Origin of the sequence: Neisseria zoodegmatis (assembly GCF_900187305.1) — a bacterium.
Taxonomy (GTDB): Bacteria; Pseudomonadota; Gammaproteobacteria; order Burkholderiales; family Neisseriaceae; genus Neisseria; species Neisseria zoodegmatis.
Genome location: NZ_LT906434.1, coordinates 568805 through 586878 on the forward strand (window position 1 = coordinate 568805; position 18074 = coordinate 586878).

General features: G+C 47.9%; 13 protein-coding genes and 1 pseudogene. 10 read left to right on the forward strand and 4 right to left on the reverse strand.

Features of this window, described 5'->3' with window-relative positions; translation table 11 throughout:
• Positions 1-40 precede the first annotated feature (40 nt).
• On the reverse strand, positions 41-1483 hold the full coding sequence (gene tldD / locus CKV66_RS02665) for a metalloprotease TldD (RefSeq protein WP_085363738.1): 1443 nt from the start codon (positions 1481-1483) through the stop codon (positions 41-43).
• 699 nt (positions 1484-2182) lie between these two features.
• On the opposite strand from tldD, the gene metG reads away from it, so the two are divergent.
• The 8 genes and pseudogenes from metG to CKV66_RS02705 all read left to right on the forward strand — a co-directional run bounded on the left by metG (position 2183) and on the right by CKV66_RS02705 (position 12211).
• A complete protein-coding gene (gene metG, locus CKV66_RS02670) occupies positions 2183-4279 on the forward strand; it encodes a methionine--tRNA ligase (protein WP_085363739.1) in 2097 nt (698 codons plus the stop codon).
• 157 nt (positions 4280-4436) lie between these two features.
• On the forward strand, positions 4437-6968 hold the full coding sequence (locus CKV66_RS02675) for a type VI secretion system Vgr family protein (protein ID WP_095197825.1): 2532 nt from the start codon (positions 4437-4439) through the stop codon (positions 6966-6968).
• A gap of 2 nt (positions 6969-6970) precedes the next feature.
• Positions 6971-7918, forward strand: a complete 948-nt coding sequence (locus CKV66_RS02680) for a hypothetical protein (protein WP_085364560.1) — start codon at positions 6971-6973, stop codon at positions 7916-7918.
• A complete protein-coding gene (locus tag CKV66_RS02685; protein ID WP_095197826.1) occupies positions 7911-8543 on the forward strand; it encodes a hypothetical protein in 633 nt (210 codons plus the stop codon). The genes CKV66_RS02680 and CKV66_RS02685 overlap by 8 nt, the downstream gene beginning before the upstream one ends.
• Positions 8544-8866: 323 nt before the next feature.
• Positions 8867-9502, forward strand: a complete 636-nt coding sequence (locus CKV66_RS02690; protein ID WP_085364553.1) for a hypothetical protein — start codon at positions 8867-8869, stop codon at positions 9500-9502.
• 168 nt (positions 9503-9670) lie between these two features.
• A pseudogene (locus CKV66_RS02695) lies at positions 9671-10167 on the forward strand (IS1595 family transposase).
• Between the two features lie 76 nt (positions 10168-10243).
• Positions 10244-10957, forward strand: a complete 714-nt coding sequence (locus tag CKV66_RS02700) for a hypothetical protein (protein WP_095197827.1) — start codon at positions 10244-10246, stop codon at positions 10955-10957.
• 249 nt (positions 10958-11206) lie between these two features.
• A complete protein-coding gene (locus CKV66_RS02705) occupies positions 11207-12211 on the forward strand; it encodes a quinone-dependent dihydroorotate dehydrogenase (RefSeq protein WP_085363292.1) in 1005 nt (334 codons plus the stop codon).
• A gap of 115 nt (positions 12212-12326) precedes the next feature.
• Here CKV66_RS02705 and CKV66_RS02710 read toward each other — a convergent pair whose 3' ends face one another.
• From CKV66_RS02710 to CKV66_RS02720, 3 genes are all read right to left on the reverse strand, one after another.
• Positions 12327-13007 (reverse strand): SH3 domain-containing protein, encoded by a 681-nt coding sequence (locus CKV66_RS02710; protein ID WP_085363293.1) that lies wholly within the window; start codon positions 13005-13007, stop codon positions 12327-12329.
• A gap of 40 nt (positions 13008-13047) precedes the next feature.
• Positions 13048-15744, reverse strand: a complete 2697-nt coding sequence (gene glnE, locus CKV66_RS02715) for a bifunctional [glutamate--ammonia ligase]-adenylyl-L-tyrosine phosphorylase/[glutamate--ammonia-ligase] adenylyltransferase (protein WP_085363294.1) — start codon at positions 15742-15744, stop codon at positions 13048-13050.
• 202 nt (positions 15745-15946) lie between these two features.
• Positions 15947-16459, reverse strand: a complete 513-nt coding sequence (locus tag CKV66_RS02720) for a MarR family winged helix-turn-helix transcriptional regulator (RefSeq protein ID WP_085363295.1) — start codon at positions 16457-16459, stop codon at positions 15947-15949.
• 100 nt (positions 16460-16559) lie between these two features.
• Between CKV66_RS02720 and CKV66_RS02725 the strand changes: the two genes are divergently transcribed.
• Both CKV66_RS02725 and CKV66_RS02730 read left to right on the forward strand, forming a co-directional pair.
• Positions 16560-17444 carry an EamA family transporter gene (locus CKV66_RS02725; protein ID WP_085363296.1) on the forward strand — a complete coding sequence of 295 codons (885 nt, stop codon included), beginning with the start codon at positions 16560-16562 and terminating at the stop codon, positions 17442-17444.
• Complete coding sequence (locus CKV66_RS02730) at positions 17441-18049, forward strand: nitroreductase family protein (RefSeq protein ID WP_085363297.1); 609 nt, start codon at positions 17441-17443, stop codon at positions 18047-18049. Before CKV66_RS02725 ends, CKV66_RS02730 begins: the two co-directional genes overlap by 4 nt.
• The last annotated feature ends 25 nt before the right edge of the window (positions 18050-18074 follow it).

The following is an 18074-nucleotide window of genomic DNA, read 5'->3' on the forward strand; positions in this document are numbered from 1 at the left end:
GCCTGATTGCCGGTTGTAAAACGTTGTAAGTTGCGGCGTATTACACTTCGCTGCCGCCCACCGTTAATCCCGCATCAATCCGCAGAGTCGGCTGGCCGACGCCAACAGGTACGCTTTGGCCTTCTTTGCCGCACACGCCCACGCCGGTGTCGAGCGCGGTGTCGTTGCCGATCATCGAAACGTGTTTCAGCACTTCGGGACCGTTGCCGATAATGGTTGCCCCTTTTACGGGGTATTGCAGCTTGCCGTTTTCCACCCACCACGCTTCGGATGCGCTGAATACGAATTTGCCGCTGGTGATGTCCACCTGCCCGCCGCCGAAGTTCACCGCATAAATGCCTTTATCGACCGAAGCGATGATTTCTTCGGGATCATGGTTGCCGTTTTCCATAAAGGTGTTGGTCATGCGCGGCATGGGTGTGGACGAATAGCTTTCGCGGCGGCCGTTGCCGGTTACCGATACACCCATCAGGCGGGCGTTGGTTTCGTCTTGCATGTAGCCGGTGAGGATGCCGTCTTCAATCAGCACGGTGCGGCGGGTTTCGTTGCCTTCGTCGTCGATATTGAGCGAACCGCGGCGGTCGGCAATATCGCCTTGATCGACTACGGTCACGCCTTTTGCTGCCACGCGCTCGCCGATGCGGCCGGCAAATGCGCTGGTTTCTTTGCGGTTGAAATCGCCTTCCAAGCCGTGCCCCACCGCTTCGTGCAGCAACACGCCCGGCCAGCCGTTGCCGAGTACCACGGTCATGGCACCGGCCGGAGCGGGGCGGGATTCGAGATTGGTTAAGGCTTGTTGGATGGCGGCATTCACAAACTGCTTGATGCGGTTTTCGTCGAAATAATCCAAATGATAACGCCCGCCGCCGCCCGCACTGCCTTGTTCGCGGCGGTCGCCCTGCTTGGCGATCACGGTTACATTCAGGCGCACCATCGGGCGGATGTCGGCAGCGTGTTTGCCGTCCAAACGGGCGATATAAACCATGTCGTATTCGCAGGTCAGCCCCGCCATTACTTGCACGATGCGCGGGTCGGCGGCTTTGGCGAGTGCTTCCACTTTATTGAGCAAAGCCACTTTGGCCGCCGAATCCAAACCGATAATCGGGTTAACGGCTGCGTGTACGTTTTTGCCGTGGTGGGCGGCAGCCACCGGCACCGATGCGTGTTGGCCGGCCGCACCGATGGCACGCACGGCTTGGGCGGAGCGGTTGATAGAGGCGGCATCGAGGCTGTCGGCATAGGCAAAAGCGGTTTTGTCGCCCGAAACGGCACGCACGCCTACGCCTTGATCAATTTGAAAGCTGCCCGATTTCACCATGCCTTCTTCGAGATGCCAGCTTTCAAACGCGGTGCGTTGGCAGTAAATATCGGCATAATCCACATGATGGTTGCCGATGATGCTCAAGCTTTGAGATAGGATTTCGGGCGACAATCGGTTGGCTTCGAGTAAGTCGCGTTGTACGGTTTGATAAGTGTGGAACATATAATTCGATCGGGTTGTGCGATGCTTTTCAGACGGCATCGGTCGATAAAAAAGAATACGGCTAAACTGGTGCCGAAGCCTGATATGGGGCTGCCTTAGCAATATTTAAATATAAAAATAAAGGTTTCAGACGGCCTGCATAGGGCGGCAAGTATCGTTTTGTATCAAAATTATAAGGGATTTGGCGGCGGCTTGATACGGCTGTTGCTTTCGGCTATGGGGTGGATTGAGAAACGTCCGGATATATATCGTGCTTGACGGCAACCTGCTTTAGGCTAAGTTTGAAATTAATTTCTTTTATTTTCATTATGTTATAAAAGTTAATTAATTTTCTTGGTTTTTATTATTGATAATTATTATTGTTTAGTGCAGAATAAAGACACTTGGCAGACATCCTAAATGCCGGGCCCATTAAACACCTGAAAAGATTGTTTCTTTTTATTCCCTCTTTCTTACCGGAGTGCGCATATACGAGATATACAGTTCCCTTTACATCAAATACTCAAAACCGAAACACCGAACCGCTGCCCTGATGCAGCGGTTCGGTGTTTTAGATTGGTGCTTCCAAATACTTCCTGCTCTTGAGGCCGTCTGAAAACCTGCTCTCCGCTTTCATCCCACCCACGCTTTCAGACGGCCTATATCCGTTTTATACGCTATAATTCACCACTTTAGTTTTCCGTTTATCGAACACCAACCATGACCCAACGCAAAATCCTCGTCACTTCCGCCCTGCCGTATGCCAACGGCAGCATCCACTTAGGCCACATGGTCGAACACATCCAAACCGACATCTGGGTGCGCTTTCAAAAACTGCGCGGCCACGAATGCCATTACTGCTGCGCCGACGACACCCACGGTACGCCCGTGATGCTGGCCGCCCAAAAACAAGGCATGAAGCCCGAAGACATGATTGCCAAAGTGCGCGAAGAGCATTTGGCCGACTTCACCGGCTTCCACATCGGCTACGACAACTATTACAGCACCCATTCGCCTGAAAACAAAGCCTTTTCCGAGCAGATTTACCTCGCCCTGAAAGCCAACGGCAAAATCGAAAGCCGCGTGATCGAGCAGCTTTTCGACCCCGAAAAAAACATGTTCCTGCCCGACCGCTTCGTTAAAGGCGAATGCCCGAAATGCCACGCCAAAGACCAATACGGCGACAACTGCGAAGTCTGCGGCACCACCTACTCGCCCACCGAGCTGATCAACCCCTATTCCGCCGTATCCGGCGCCACCCCCGTGCTGAAAGAATCCGAACACTTCTTCTTCAAGCTCGGCGAGTGTGCAGACTACCTGAAAGAATGGACTTCAGGCAGCACTGAGCTTTCAGACGGCCGCATCCAGCCGCACCTGCAAGCCGAAGCCCTCAACAAAATGAAAGAATGGTTGGGCGAAGGCGAAAACACCCTTTCCGATTGGGACATCAGCCGCGACGCACCTTACTTCGGCTTCGAAATCCCCGGCGCGCCCGGCAAATATTTCTACGTTTGGCTCGACGCGCCCGTCGGCTACATGGCCTCGTTCAAAAACCTGTGCGACCGCACCGGCCTGAATTTTGACGACTATTTCCGCGCCGACAGCAAGGCCGAAATGTACCACTTCATCGGCAAAGACATTCTCTACTTCCACGCCCTGTTTTGGCCCGCCATGCTCAAATTCAGCGGCCACCGCGCCCCCACCGGCGTGTTCGCCCACGGCTTTTTAACCGTCGACGGCCAAAAAATGTCCAAATCGCGCGGCACCTTCATCACCGCCAAATCCTACCTCGACGGCGGCCTCAACCCCGAATGGATGCGCTACTACATCGCGGCCAAACTCAACAGCAAAATCGAAGACATCGACTTGAACCTGAACGACTTCATCGCCCGCGTCAATAGCGATTTGGTCGGCAAATACGTCAACATCGCCGCCCGCGCCGCAGGCTTTATCGCCAAACGCTTTGAAGGCCGTCTGAAAGACGTTTCAGGCAGCAAATTGGTACAACAACTCGCCACCGAGCGCGACAATATCGCCGCCGATTTCGAACAGCGCGAATACGCCAAAGCCCTGCGCGAAATCATGGCGCTGGCCGACGCAGTGAACGAATACGTCGACGCCAACAAACCGTGGGAATTGGCCAAGCAAGAAGGCCAAGACGCGCGCCTGCACGAAGTATGCAGCGAGCTGATCAACGCCTTCAAAATCCTCACCATCTACCTCGCGCCCGTGCTGCCCAAAGTCGCCGAGCGCGCCGCCGCCTTCCTCAATCTCGACGGCCTGCGCTGGGCCGATGCCGCAACCGTGCTGCCGGAAGGCCACACCATCAACCCATACTCACATTTAATGCAACGAGTGGAGCAAAAACAAGTGGACGATTTAATCGAAGCCAACAAACAAAGCATTCAGAGTGCGCAGCCTGCCAGTGGTACGGCCTCAGCCGAAGCCGCCCCCGCCGAAAAATCCCCATACGCGCCCGTCGCCGAACAAGCGAGCTTCGACGACTTCATGAAAATCGACATGCGCGTGGCCAAAGTGCTCAACTGCGAAGCTGTCGAAGGCAGCACCAAACTCTTGAAATTCGACCTTGACTTCGGCTTCGAACAGCGCGTGATTTTCTCCGGTATCGCCGCCAGCTACCCCAATCCCGCCGAGCTTAACGGCCGCATGGTGATCGCCGTCGCCAATTTCGCCCCGCGCAAAATGGCCAAATTCGGCGTATCCGAAGGCATGATCCTTTCCGCCGCCACGGCAGACGGCAAACTGAAGCTGCTGGACGTGGATGCGGGCGCGCAGCCGGGGGATAAGGTGGGTTGATTCCTTTGCTGTAAACGGGATTACATAAAACTTGAGGCCGTCTGAAATTTCAGACGGCCTTTTATTATATGCAAATAGAAAATAAATATTCAATTTGATATATTTCAGTTTAAATAAACGCATCAATCCCGCTTTACTGATTTGAGAAAGTGTCACGATGACCCCGACCCAATCCTACCACCTCAGCTTCTCCCGCTTCAGTCCGTCCCTCTCCGTCGTCTCCTTCACCGCCACCGAAGCATTGAATACCTCCTACCGCCTCGACATCGAACTCACTTCTGCCGATGCCGATTTGCCGCTGTCGTCCTACATCAACCAAGCGGCCAAGTTTACGGTAACACCGGTAAGCTCTGATGCGTTGGGATTGATCGAAGGGATGTTGGCTCCCGAGCCGTTGAAGGAATGGAGCGGCATCATCACATCCTGTGAGAAGTTGTCGGTATCGGCGGACGAGACCCGTTACCGCATGGTATTGGAACCCCGCATCGCCGCATTGAAGCACCACCGCACTTCGCGTCTGTTTCAAAACCAAAACGTGCCCGACATTATTTCATCGCTGCTGAAACACCACGGCTTCTCCGGTGTCGATTTCCGTTTCAATACCTCACGCGAATACGGTGTACGCGAGTATGTAACCCAGTATCAAGAAAGCGATTTCGCCTTTATCAACCGGTTGTGTGAAGAAGAAGGCATCTGGTACGCCTTCGAGCAGAATGCCCAATATGGCGATGTGGCGGTATTCGGTGACGATACCGCCCATTATTTTCGCGGTAATACCTCTCCCTATCCCTACCGCCCCCACGGCGGATTGGAGAGCGTCGGCGAGGAAGCGGTGTTCGCCTTACAGGTGAAACACAACCCGATTCTCGAATCCATCCGCGTCGGCGACTACAACTACCGCGATGCCGATACCGACTTATCGTCCGCAGTAACGGCGAAGGGTACGGAAACCGACAGCAGCGTCTTACTCGGCAGCGACAGCCATTGGGGTTTGCATCAAAAAACACCCGAAGAAGCCCAACTTCAGACGGCCTTACTGCAACAGCTCGACCACAGCCGCCGTATCGTCGCTTCCGGCAGCGGCAACATCACCGCGCTTCGCCCCGGTCTGGTGTTTCAGACGGCCCCGAGCTTCAGCGAAGCACCCAACGGCTGGTTGGCGGTATCGCTCACCCACAGCGGCAGCCGCGACCAAGCATACAGCCATACTTTCACCGCCATTCCCGCCGACAGCATCTTCCGCCCCGAACGCATCACCCCGTTGCCGAAGATCCAAGGCAGCCTTCCCGCCAGAGTCACCAGCCCCGGCAACTACACCTACGCCTATATCGACAATATGGGCCGTTACCGCGTCAAACTGCCGTTCGACCTTGATGAATGGAGTCCGGGCGGAGAAAGCCGTCCCATCCGCTTAGCCAAGCCCTATGCCGGCCCCGACTACGGCCAACACTTCCCGCTGCACGAAGGCACCGAAGTAATGCTGTCGTTCGTACAGGGCAATCCCGACAGGCCCTACATCAGCGGAGTGATGCACGACAGTTCCCACCCCGACCACGTGCCTGCCGATTGGAACACCCGCAACGTTATCCGTACTTGGGCGAATAATAAGCTGCGCATGGAAGACAAACAGGGGCAGGAACACATCAAATTGGCGACCGAATACGGCAAAACCCAACTCAACCTCGGCCATATCGTCGACGGCCAAAGACAGAAACGCGGCGATAACGGCGAAGGCTTTGAGCTGCGTACCGACAGTTGGGGTGCGGTTAGGGCGGGGAAAGGCTTGTTCATCAGTACCGACGCCCAAAATCAGGCTTCGGGACAGGTATTGGATATGGATGCCGCCATCGCCCAAATGGAACAGGCACTCAGTTTGGCTAAAAGCCTTAACAAAGCCGCCCATACCGCCAAAAACGAAGCCACCGAAGCCGAAGAACAGGCAGGCCGTCTGAACGACAGCCTCAAACAGCTGCAACGCTCCGGCATCATCCAATCCGCCCCCGACGGCATCGCCACCGCCACCCCGCAAAGCCAACTGCATACCGCCGGCCAACATATCCACCACATCAGCGGCGGCGACACCGACATCAGCACCGGCAGCAACTTCACCGTCCATGCAGTCGAGAGCGTCAACCTGTTTGCCCAAAGCAGCGGCGCGAAGTTACAGGCCAATCAGGGCAAAGTGGAGATACAGGCACAGAACGACGAGATGCAGATTAATGCACTGAAAGAAGCCACCATCACCAGCAGTGCCGGCAAAGTGACCGTGGCGGCCAAAGACGAAATCCTGCTGACCAGCGGCGGGGCCTACATCAAGATTAAAGACGGCAACATTGAGCTGGGCTGCCCGAAGATGGTGTGGGTGAAGTGTGCGGGGTTTCAGGTGATGGGGTCGAGTAGTTTGAATAATCTATTGCCACTTTTATCGAACAATCAGCAGCAAAAAGAAACAATGAGGATTCAAATTAAGCGAATAGGAACTCAAAAAATCTCAGGTATTTCTTTAGATTACAAGTTAAAAACTGCCGACAATAGAACATTGTTTTCATCTACAACACAAAATGAAAGCGGTTTAGGTTCTAAGCATGATAGAGAGCAGATTCATACTGGCAGCTATTTATTAATAGGAAGAGAAAGTGATGATTGGCAATTGTTTGTTTATGAAGAAGACAACAATGAGGAAAATTAAAAATGGTCAAATCAAAATTACTAATTGTATTTAAGGACTCTTTAGCTGGTGCGCCAGAAAATCTACACTATAGAATCTATATAAATGGGATCAAGGTATCGGAAGGCAAGGTTGATAAAGATAAGGATACAGTCTCTTATCAAATTATATGGGCAAATGGTAAATTAAGTATAGAAGGAAATTCTTTAGCCATACCTGAGAGACTATCAAATCGGGTTGAAATTAAAGTTGTATCTTCCGGCGGTTCAGAAAAGAAAGTTGGGGAGCACGAACTGAAAAGAAAGGATACTACACTAACGTTAGTTTCTCCATGGACAAGGATTCCACTAGCAGGAGGTGGAAAATTAGAAGGGGATTTCTTTGAAGTGGAATATAATGTCAAACGGAAAAATAATAACCTTTTTGCAAAGGTGATTATCAAGGATATCCCGAGAAAGATCGTATTGACCGCTTTGAAACATAGAGGTAGTACAACATGGGCTGGAAATACTTCTAAAACATCAGTTCATTTAACAATGAAAGATAAAAATGTAACTTTTAATAACAGAACAAATAAATGCAATGTATTTGTCCATGATGTATTAACAGAAGCTGGAATCGCTGTTCCTTGGATTGAACATGGGAAGAGTAAATATATCCCATATTATTCAAGAGTTTCTCCTCCAACAGCTGAAGAGTGGGCAGACACAAGTAAGTTACAAAAAAACTGGTCTTCGAATAAAACGCCTTTACCGGGAGATATAGGAGCATATATGTTGCCTTATACGGATGCTACCGGGCATGTAGGCATAATACTAACTAAGGGAGTATGTATTTCCGCCGGATGGGAAAAGGTGGAAGTCAACGATGTTGGTTTTAGATTACAGAATGGTACTGCTGATTTAGAAACGGATAAATCTGATTTTACGAATTTTAGAAGATATAAACATAAGGTAATTAAAAATGATTAAAAAGTTATTATTTATAATTATTGGATTTATGTTTTTTAGCTTGGGTAATTATTTATTTTTTACAGGGCATATTAGTTCGGAAAAAAAAATATTAAAATCTTGTGACAATTTGGAAAAGAAAGAATTAAATGTTTTTTTTCAAAAAATTGAAAACTTATCCGAAAAAAATCGAAAAAAGAAATTAGAAGATAGAAATCTTATCAGTGGCTATACTTGGAAAGATTATGACCTTTCCAGATATCAAATTATAGCTGGGCATGAAGAAGAGCCAATTTATAGTAATTCAAATCCATATATTTGTGCCGCAGTCGATATTATCAGTTCTCCAAATTATGACCAATCACAAAAAATGTATACGATTATGTTAATGCACTATGCTTCTATTGAGCAGCATATATTTTTGTTAAAAGCAGCAAATAAAGCTTATGAGCAAAAAATCTTAACCGATAAAGAAGTATTAGCAGAATTACTATATTCTCCAGAGCTGCAAGGCAAAAGCACTAATTCCAAATATACATGGCTTCCTGCATGGCGGAGGGAGTTTAAAAAGCATGCAAACGAAGTCTTAAGTGAAGAAGAGCAAGAAGAAGTATTATCAGGGAAAACATTGCTGTGGGGATTATAACTATTAAATCCCTATGCTTTTATGAATTTGGTACCTTGCAAAACAGATATAAACTGAAATTTACTCTTGTCGTCAATATGAAATGGGAAAATAAAAATCTAAAAAATATTAAAGTAATCGGAAGTAACATGAAAAAATTTACTTTATTGTTTTTTTATAATTAGCACTTTTGTCATTGCCAAGCAAGGTGTATGTATTTCTGCAGGGGCAGATAAAATTGAAGTGAATGATGCGGGTTTTAGAATTTAGAGTGGAACATTTAATGCTGATGATGAATATGATTTTTCTAATTTCAGACGATATAAACATAAGGTAATTAAAAAATGATAAAGAAAATAGAAAAAATACTGTTATTAACCATAGTTGGACTGTGTGTTTTATTTTTGATATATAGTGAAATAGATACGTATTCATGTCAAGAAAAGTATGCCAAAACAGGTAATAATTTTTTTAAATTTATAAATGGTGAATCAGAAAAAAGTAGGGAAAATTTTAATAAAGAAAGAGGATTAATAAGTGGTGTTACATGGAATGAATCTGATCGAGATACGTCAAAATATACAGTAATGGAAGGAAAAGGAGCAAAGGAAATATACGAAAGCCCTCATAAATATATTTGTGAAGCAGCTTATGTTCTTAAATCTCCCGAATATGACCAGTCTCAAAAAGCCTATGCGATCATGCTGATGCATTTTTCATCAATAAAAGATCAGATTTATCTGTTGAAAACAGCCAATGAAGCATATGAAAAAGGGATTATTACAGATAAAGAGGTATTGGCAGAGCTGCTGTATTCCCCCGAATTAGGCGGAGCGAGCACCAATTCAAGATATACATGGCTGCCCGCATGGCGAAGGGAATTCAACAAACATGCAAACGAAGTTTTAGACGAAAAAGCGCGGGAAAAAGTGCTGTCGGGAAAAACTTTGGCTTGGGGGTTGTATGGCAGGGAAATTTAGTATAGGAGAAACATCAAAATAGAGGCTGTCTGAAAAACTTTCAGACAGCCTCTATACTAATGCTTTAGCTAATAATAGATATCAAAGACTTTCAAGTAGAGTTTAATGATTTTGGTTTTGGAATATAAAAGGGCTGACGTAGATTGGCAGTCATGATAGGCTGTCAAAATGAAGATAACCCACTGTAAGTTAAAGAAGAGTCTGCAAAGAAAACTGCTTGAATATTTTGTATTGGAAGTAACCACACGTTCTGCTGTCGATATCTTGGGTATTCAGCCCAATACGGCTATTTTCTTTTACCGCAAAATCCGTCTCGTTATCAGCCATCATTTGGCTTTGGAAGCAGATCAGGTTTTGAGGGCGCAATAGAATTGGATAAGAGCTATTTCGGTGGTAGGCGTAAAGGAAAGCGTGGTAGGGGAGTGGCAGGTAAAGTGGTGGTTTCGGTATCCTTAAACATGGAGGTAGGTTTATACGGTTGTTACTATCTCAACATCAATTACAGCGAACAGTTTGCTAAGTGCCACACTCATATTGACGATATAGAAAATTTTTGAGTACAAGCTAAGTGTATTTTATATAACTACAATGGAACTGATCGGAAGTTTTTTTGGCTACTTTTGAAAGAATGTGAGTTTCGTTTTAACTTTGGAACACTAAAGTAGTAAATAAAAATCCCTGCTGCTTTGGTATATTTTTAGGGTTAATCTACTTCATCCTATCTGTTTTAGGTAATGGTATATGAATGTAATTCTTAATCATTTTGATTTTGAAATAATTAACAATTTAAAAATCAATAAATATGTTAAGTGGACGGCTATAATTCTAATATGCCAGATAATCCCCATCATTTTTATTGATTTAAATATAATAATTGAACAGAAAGTCATCATTATTATTTCTTATGCTCTTTTTGAATTTTTATATTTTTTAATAACTTTAAAAGTTATTAAATATTTTTATAATTCAGGTAGAGTTATAAAATCAATGTTTTATCAGTCTATTTTCCTTAATTTAGGTGTAATTTTTACAATGCTATTTTTCCCATTGTTTATTGTTGCATTTATAAGATATATTCATTTATATAAATATTATTTCTCGTTGGTTTTATTAACTTTTTTATTATCTTTTATATATATATGTAATATAAGTCCTAATAAAGTAATAGAGATGAGTAAACGTCATTATTTTGTGAAAAAAGATGAAAATAATATTTCCATCTGTTTTGTTTCAGATACGTTACCTAAAACCTTTCAAAAAATACCTATAATTTCCTATATTCCTTATATGGCAGCCATAGGTTTTTGTTTGTATGCGTTTGCTAATAGAAAAAATGAAGAAAGCTTATATTATTTAATATTGTCATGCATGACGCTATCTGCAATATCGTTATATTCTGAGTTTTGTTATTTATTGTTAGGAATTAAATACTTAATGAATAGAAAAATACGCTAAATATACTGTAGGAAATGTAGAAGTTAACCTGTTTCGATTTCTAGTTTATTGAATTTTAAGATAAACTTAATATTTTAGAAAAGATTAAAAGCAATACTTTGAAGAGAAAGCGGATAATTGACTTTTTGAGGCCGTCTGAAATTTCAGACGGCCTCAAGTTTTATTCACGGCACATTCATAAAGCTGCCCGAAACGATACCGTTCAGGTAAAATATCTGAATCAGAAATCACTTACAAACGGCTTATTCTATGTATTCTTTTGTGCGTCCGCTGCTGTTTAAAACAGACCCTGAAAAATCCCATCACCTTGCTTTAAATGCGTTGAATGCTGCCTATCGTTTGGGGGTGTTGCCTACTATCGACCGCGATACCCGTCCGACCCGTTTAATGGGTTTGGATTTGCCCAATCCTGTGGGGCTGGCGGCGGGATTGGATAAAAACGGGGCTTATATTGATGCGCTGGCGGCTTTGGGCTTTGGTTTTATCGAAGTCGGCACGGTAACGCCGCGTCCGCAGAGCGGTAATCCTCAGCCGCGGTTATTCCGCTTGCCCGAGCATCAGGCGATTATTAATCGGATGGGGTTTAATAACCACGGCATCGACGCGATGATCGGGAATATTAAAAACAGCCGTTACACGGGTGTGCTTGGTATCAATATCGGTAAAAACGCCGATACGCCTATTGAGCAGGCTGCTTCCGATTATTTGATTTGTTTGGAAAAAGCGTATCCTTATGCCAGCTATATTACGGTTAACATTTCTTCGCCCAATACCAAAAATCTGCGTGACTTGCAGGGCGGGGATGAGTTAACGGCGTTGTTGGGCAAGTTGAAAGACAAGCAGCAGTCGCTGTCTGCTGCGCAAGGCCGTTATGTGCCTTTGGCGGTGAAAATCGCGCCTGATTTGGATGAGGAGCAAGTGGCCGACATTGCGCGTGTGGCGTTGGCAACGGAGATGGACGGCATTATTGCGACCAATACGACGATTGATAAATCTTCGCTGGGCAACCATCCGCAAGTGGGGGAGCAAGGGGGCTTGAGCGGTTTGCCTGTGCGTGAAAAAAGTAACCGTGTGTTGTCGCAGTTGGTGAAAGAGTTGGAAGGCCGATTGCCGGTTATCGGGGTGGGCGGTATTGTGAACGGGGATGACGCTGCGGAAAAAATGCGCTTGGGTGCAAGTGCGGTGCAGGTTTACAGCGGTTTGATTTACCGCGGCCCGGAATTGGTGCGTGAATGTTTGAAAGCCTGCCGTTGATATGGGTTTGAGGCCGTCTGAAAAACAAAAAGAGCAGAAATTTCTGCTCTTTTTGTTTTTCAGACGGCCTCAGGCTTAATAGGGTAAATGGGCTTATATCTGAAACGCTAGATTCTTAATCCAATAATTTAAGTTGGCTTTTGTGTATATATCCGTGAACATTTTGTTTCATATCGGAGCCGTCATCATTCAGCAAAGCAACATAAAACCAGCCATTCGGAAAGGTTTTTAATTTCTTAACTAACTTGTTATCAGCTAAGATTTTGAGTACTTTAGCATTGCCGGCGGGCTTTTCTCTTAAGTTGACGCCTTTTTCATCGGTGGATTTAATTAAATAAATATCATCACGCAGATAAGCGTCTAAGCATTTTGCTTTGGGTATTTTTGTGATTTTTGTGTGCTTGATTTTTCGTAATTTCACAAAGTCAGCGTAATAGTATTTGCTGTCGCAAAATGTTTCTTGTCCTATATTTGAAAGCGTAATGCTGACCGGCTGGGTTGCGATTCCTTCTTGATAAGAGTAGAAGCCGGACGGAATGGTAGAAAATGTTTTCAAAATGTTTTGCTGATCTTGCTTCTTAGTCAATATCGAAATCTCGTTGCCGTTAGAGATGCTTTGATTTTCAGGAATAAAATCAAAATACAATATTTTTTTGTTGTTGTCGGCGTCAAGGCTTTTTCCCCAAGAAGCCACGAGCAGCCCTCTCGCTTGGATATCTTTTGCAAGAGAGAGCATAGGGGTACCAATCATGAGAATACTGCAAACGGCAAAAGAGAAAAATCGATTGTTGTTCATAATCTTAAATCCAATGAATGCTTTTGATTTTACGGTTTAATCAGTTTGTGGCCTCAAATCTTACCTCTTCCCCAAACACCTGTTCCCACAGCTTTCTCACGCTGTCGTAATACGAGCGTATCTGCCCGTTTATTTCCGGTTTGCCGGCATCGCGAAGCTTGGCGTTATGCTGCTGTTGGCGGTAGAAACGGTAGGCGGTTTGTGATTGTTCGGCCAGCGTTTTATCTATCAAGCCGGCATCGGCGGCGATGTTGAGCAAGGCGATGTTGCCGTAGTTGTCGAGCAGTTGCGGATGTTCGCCCGCATAAGCCAGTATCAGGTATTGGACGATAAATTCCACATCGACCACGCCGCCACGGGCGTATTTGACGTCGCTGTCTTCGGGCGGGTGGGTGGCGAACATTTTTTCGCGCATGGCGATGATTTCGCGGGCGAGTTCGGCCCGGTTGCGCGGGCGGGTGAGGATTTCGGTGCGCAGTCGGTCGAAAGATGCGCCGATTTCGGGCAGGCCGCAGATGAAGCGGGCGCGGGTGAGCGATTGGTGTTCCCATGTCCACGCATTTTCGCGCTGGTATTTTTCAAACGCGGCGATGCTGTGGGTAAGGAAGCCGCTGTCGCCGTTCGGCCGCAAGCGCAAATCGACTTCGTAGAGCGTGCCTGCGCCGGTGGCGGCGGAAAGCCAGTTGGTGAGGCGGCGGGCGAAGCGGGCGTATACGTCGGGTGCGTCGGGGTGCGTGTCGTCGTACACATACACTAAATCCAAATCGGAGGTGTAGCCCAACTCTTTGCCGCCGAGTTTGCCGTAGCCGATGATGCCGATGCGTGGGGTGTCGGTATGGGTTTTCGGGGTGTCGGCCCACACGGCGGGCAGGGCGGCGGTGAGGATGGTGTCGGCGAGTGCGGAAAGTTCGTCGGACAGGGATTCGACCGTCCATAATCCGGCCAAGTCCTGCACGGCGAGGCGGAACACTTGGGCGTGTTGGAAGCGGCGCAATACGTCCATTTGCGCTTCGGTGTCGTCCGCTGCATTGCGGAGGCCGTCTGAAAGCTCGGCGGCAAGTTTCGGCCAGTTACAGCCGGTGTCCATCAATTGCGCACTGAGCAATTCGTCGAGCAGAATCGGGTGCTTCATCAGGTAGCCGGCCACCCACGAGCTTTGCCCCATGATGTCGGCCAGCCGTTGCAGGGCTTGCGGGTGCTCGTGCAGAAAAGCGAGATACGACGAGCGGCGGCTGATGTTTTCGAGAAAATCCAGCAGCCGCAGCAGGGTAACGGTGGGGTCGGGTTGGGTGGCGGCGGCCTGCGCCAGCAGCGGAATCACGGCATCGAAACGCGGTTGGACTTGGGCGGAAAGGTGGCGGTATTTGCCGCTGTTGCGGAGCTGGTCGAGCCGCCGGCCGATTAAGACGGCATCGAAGCCGTGTTCCGCCAAACGGCCGGAGCGGGTTTCTTCGTCGGCGTTTTGCTGCCAGATACATTGCCAGCCGTTGGCCTGCGCCTGCGGCTGTTCGTCGGGTTCGGCAAGGATTTCGTTGAACACGGCGTTCACTTGGCGGCGGTATAGGTCGAGGCCGTCTGAAAACGCGGCGTAGTCGGCAAAGCCCATGCTTTCGGCCAGCCGCTGTTGTTGTTCGGGATTGTCGGGCAGGGTTTGGGTTTGCCGGTCGTCCCAGTATTGCAGGCGGTGTTCGACATCGCGCAAGAAGCGGTAGGCTTCAAGCAGCATCTGCACGGTTTGGCGGTCGAGCATGTCCAATTCGGCGAGCTTGAGCAGGGTTTCCTGCGTGCCTTTCAATTGCAGTGCGCGCACTTGGCCGCCGCGGATAAGCTGGAAAATCTGGGCGATGAATTCGATTTCGCGGATGCCGCCCGCGCCGAGTTTTACATTGTCGGCCATGCCCTTGCGGTTCACTTCGCTGCGGATTTGTCGGTGCAGCCCGCGCATGCCTTCGTAGGCGTTGAAATCGAGGTATTTGCGGAACACAAACGGGCGCACCAACGCGCGGATGCTGTTGGCGTGCAGCGTAATCACGCGGCCTTTGCACCATGCGTAACGCTCCCACTCGCGCCCTTGCTGAATCAGGTATTGTTCCAACGCGGTTTCGCTCAATACCAACGGGCCGCTGTCGCCGTCCGGCCGCAAACGCATGTCGATGCGGAACACCTGCCCGTCTTCGGTGATGTCGTTCAACAGCGTAATCAGCTTTTGGCCGACTTTGGTAAAAAATTCCTGATTGCTGCGCTCGCGTTTGCCGTCGGTGTCGCCCGATTCGGGATAAATAAAAATCAGATCGAGGTCGGACGACACGTTCAATTCATAACCGCCCGCCTTGCCCATCGCCACCACGCTCAGAAACTGCGGCTCGTTGCTGTAACGGCCGATCGGCGTGCCGTACATATCCCGATAATAAGCATGGGCGAAATCCAGCGCGGTGTTGACGGCAAAATCGGCAAACAGCGTAATCGTGCGGGTAACTTCGGCCAAATCGCTGATGCGGTTGATGTCGCGCACGATAATCTGCGCCATCACATAGCGGCGCAAACGGCGCAGCTGGCGGGCGAGTTCGGCTTCGTTTTCGTCGGTTTGGATTTGCCCCCAATCGGCGAAGGCTTGGAAGTCTTCGCTGCCCAATGTTTTTTCCAGCATCGGGTTGAGGATGTCGGGTTGCAGATTGCCGTTGTCGAGATGGCGCGAGAGGTATTGGGAATGGCGGCGGGCGTTTTCGATAGGGTTCATGACGGGCGCAAACAGGTTTCAGACGGCCTATCATAGCAATGTTTGAGGCCGTCTGAAAGCGTGGTGGCGGCGGGGGAAACGGCCTGATGAAAGTATGCAAAGAGGCCGTCTGAAAAAGTTTTTCAGACGGCCTTTGGAACTTCTTTGGGAACTTCTTTCTGTTTATGTATAAACGGAAAACCCGTTATCAGGCCGAATGCCGTTAGCGGTTATCCTTGCTTTCCAGCAAGTGCATGAGTTCTGCCAAATTCTGATTGAGTTGTTGCTGCGTTTCATCGGATAAACCGTCTAACAGCCTGCTTTCATTCTCAACGTGTTCGAATACTGCTTTTTCAATCAGTTGCGCCCCTTTTTCAGTTAACTGCACCAATGTACTGCGCGCGTCGTTAGGGTTGGGAACGCGCTTGATCAAACCTTGGCTTTCCAATTTTTGCAGCCTTACCGTCATCGTGCCCGATGTGACCATTAATGAGGCAAACAATTCGGTGGGCGACAAGCAATACGGGCTGCCGGAGCGGCGCAGCGTGGCCAGTACGTCAAAAGAACCGCTTCCTAAACCATATTCGTTGAATACCGAATCAAGTTTAGGCTGTATGAGGGCGGCACAACGTTTCAGACGGCCTATCAAAGCCATTTTTTCTGATGCCAATTCGGGTAATTCTTTCTGCCATTGTTTGATAATGGTATCTACTGAGTCTTCTGTGTTGCGAACCATATTGCGAACCTGTTGATTATTTGTGAAAACAAAATTATTGCCTTGACTTCAAGATAAAACGTTTTCATAATTATTTTATCTTGAATTCAAACTAAATGTAATGAACAACCGCTTTTTTTTGATATTGATCACCTCGATAGCACCTTTGATTTGGGGCTCCACTTATTTGGTTACCACAGAATTTTTACCGCCCGACAGGCCGTTTACTGCGGCTTTGTTTCGCGTGCTGCCTGCCGGATTGCTGCTGATTTTATGGAAAAGAGAGGTTCCAAAGCTCAAAGATGGTATCAAGATTTTTCTATTGGGCATATTAAATATCGGATTTTTTCAGGCGATGCTGTTTGTGGCAGCCTACCGTTTACCCGGGGGATTGGCCGCAATTTTAGGCTCTACACAAACCCTGATGATTTTGGTTTTGGCATGGCTGATAGATAAACAGCAGCCGCCGAAAACAGCTTGGTTGGCGGCTTTGTTGGGAATAATGGGTATTGCTTTGTTGGTTTATTCGCCGGAAACAAAGTTTGACGCTGTCGGCATTATTGCAGCCTTGCTGGGCGCCGTATCGATGGCTGTCGGCATATTCTTTTCCAAACGTTGCCGTATTCATCTTTCTTTGTTGTCGTTTACCGGGTGGCAGCTGTTGTTTGGCGGTTTGATTTTGATGCCGGTTGTGTGGCTGCTCGAGCCGCTGCCGAGTGCTCTTACTCTCGCCAATATCGGCGGTTATCTCTATCTTGGCCTGTTTGGAACAGTCTTGGCTTATGTATTGTTTTTCTACGGTATCAGCAAGCTGCCGCCTGCCGTTGTTTCTTCTTTGGGTTTGCTCAGCCCCGTTTCTGCTTTTGTGCTGGGCTGGTTATTTCTCAATCAAGGTATGGACATGAAATCTATGTTTGGATTTATGTTGGCTTTGCTTTCCATTTTCGGAGTGCAGCACGCGCTCCCATCATCTAACAAGACAATTAAAAAGGACTCTCCAATATGACCCGACTTATCTCATTATTGCAGCAACGCGTATCGGCAAACGGCTTTTCCGAAGGGGATATCAGTGAATCGGAGTTGGCATGTTTCGTTCATGCGGCCTGCTTGTCGCCATCGGCGTATCATCTGCAAAACTGGTATTTCACCGCCGTTCAATCCAAGGAAGCCAAACACGCTTTATATCAAGCAGCGTTTTGCCAGCCGAAAATTTTACAAGCGGCTGCGGTTATCGTGATGAGCGGAGACTTGCTGGCCTATCGGCATTTGGCCGATAGATTGCAACCATCTGTTCAAGCGGGCATTATTAGTGCGCACACTGCAGAAAGTTGGAGCAGGGCGGCTTATGGCGCATTCCATGAAAATGCTCCGGCGCAGCGAGACGAAGCGGTACGCAGTGTTTCTCTTGCCGCGATGCCGTTGATGCTGGCCGCACAAGAACGGGGTTGGGCGACGTGCCCGATGAGCGGATTCGATCCTGACGCAGTCCGGCAAGTAGCGGGTTTGGCGGAAAATTTATTGCCTGTTTTATTGGTTGCAATCGGAAAGCCCGAGTCAAATCAAAAGCAAAAAATCCGTATGCCTGTTAATCATGTGTTTACTATCATCTAATGGATCGCAACCTTGGCTGACTTTA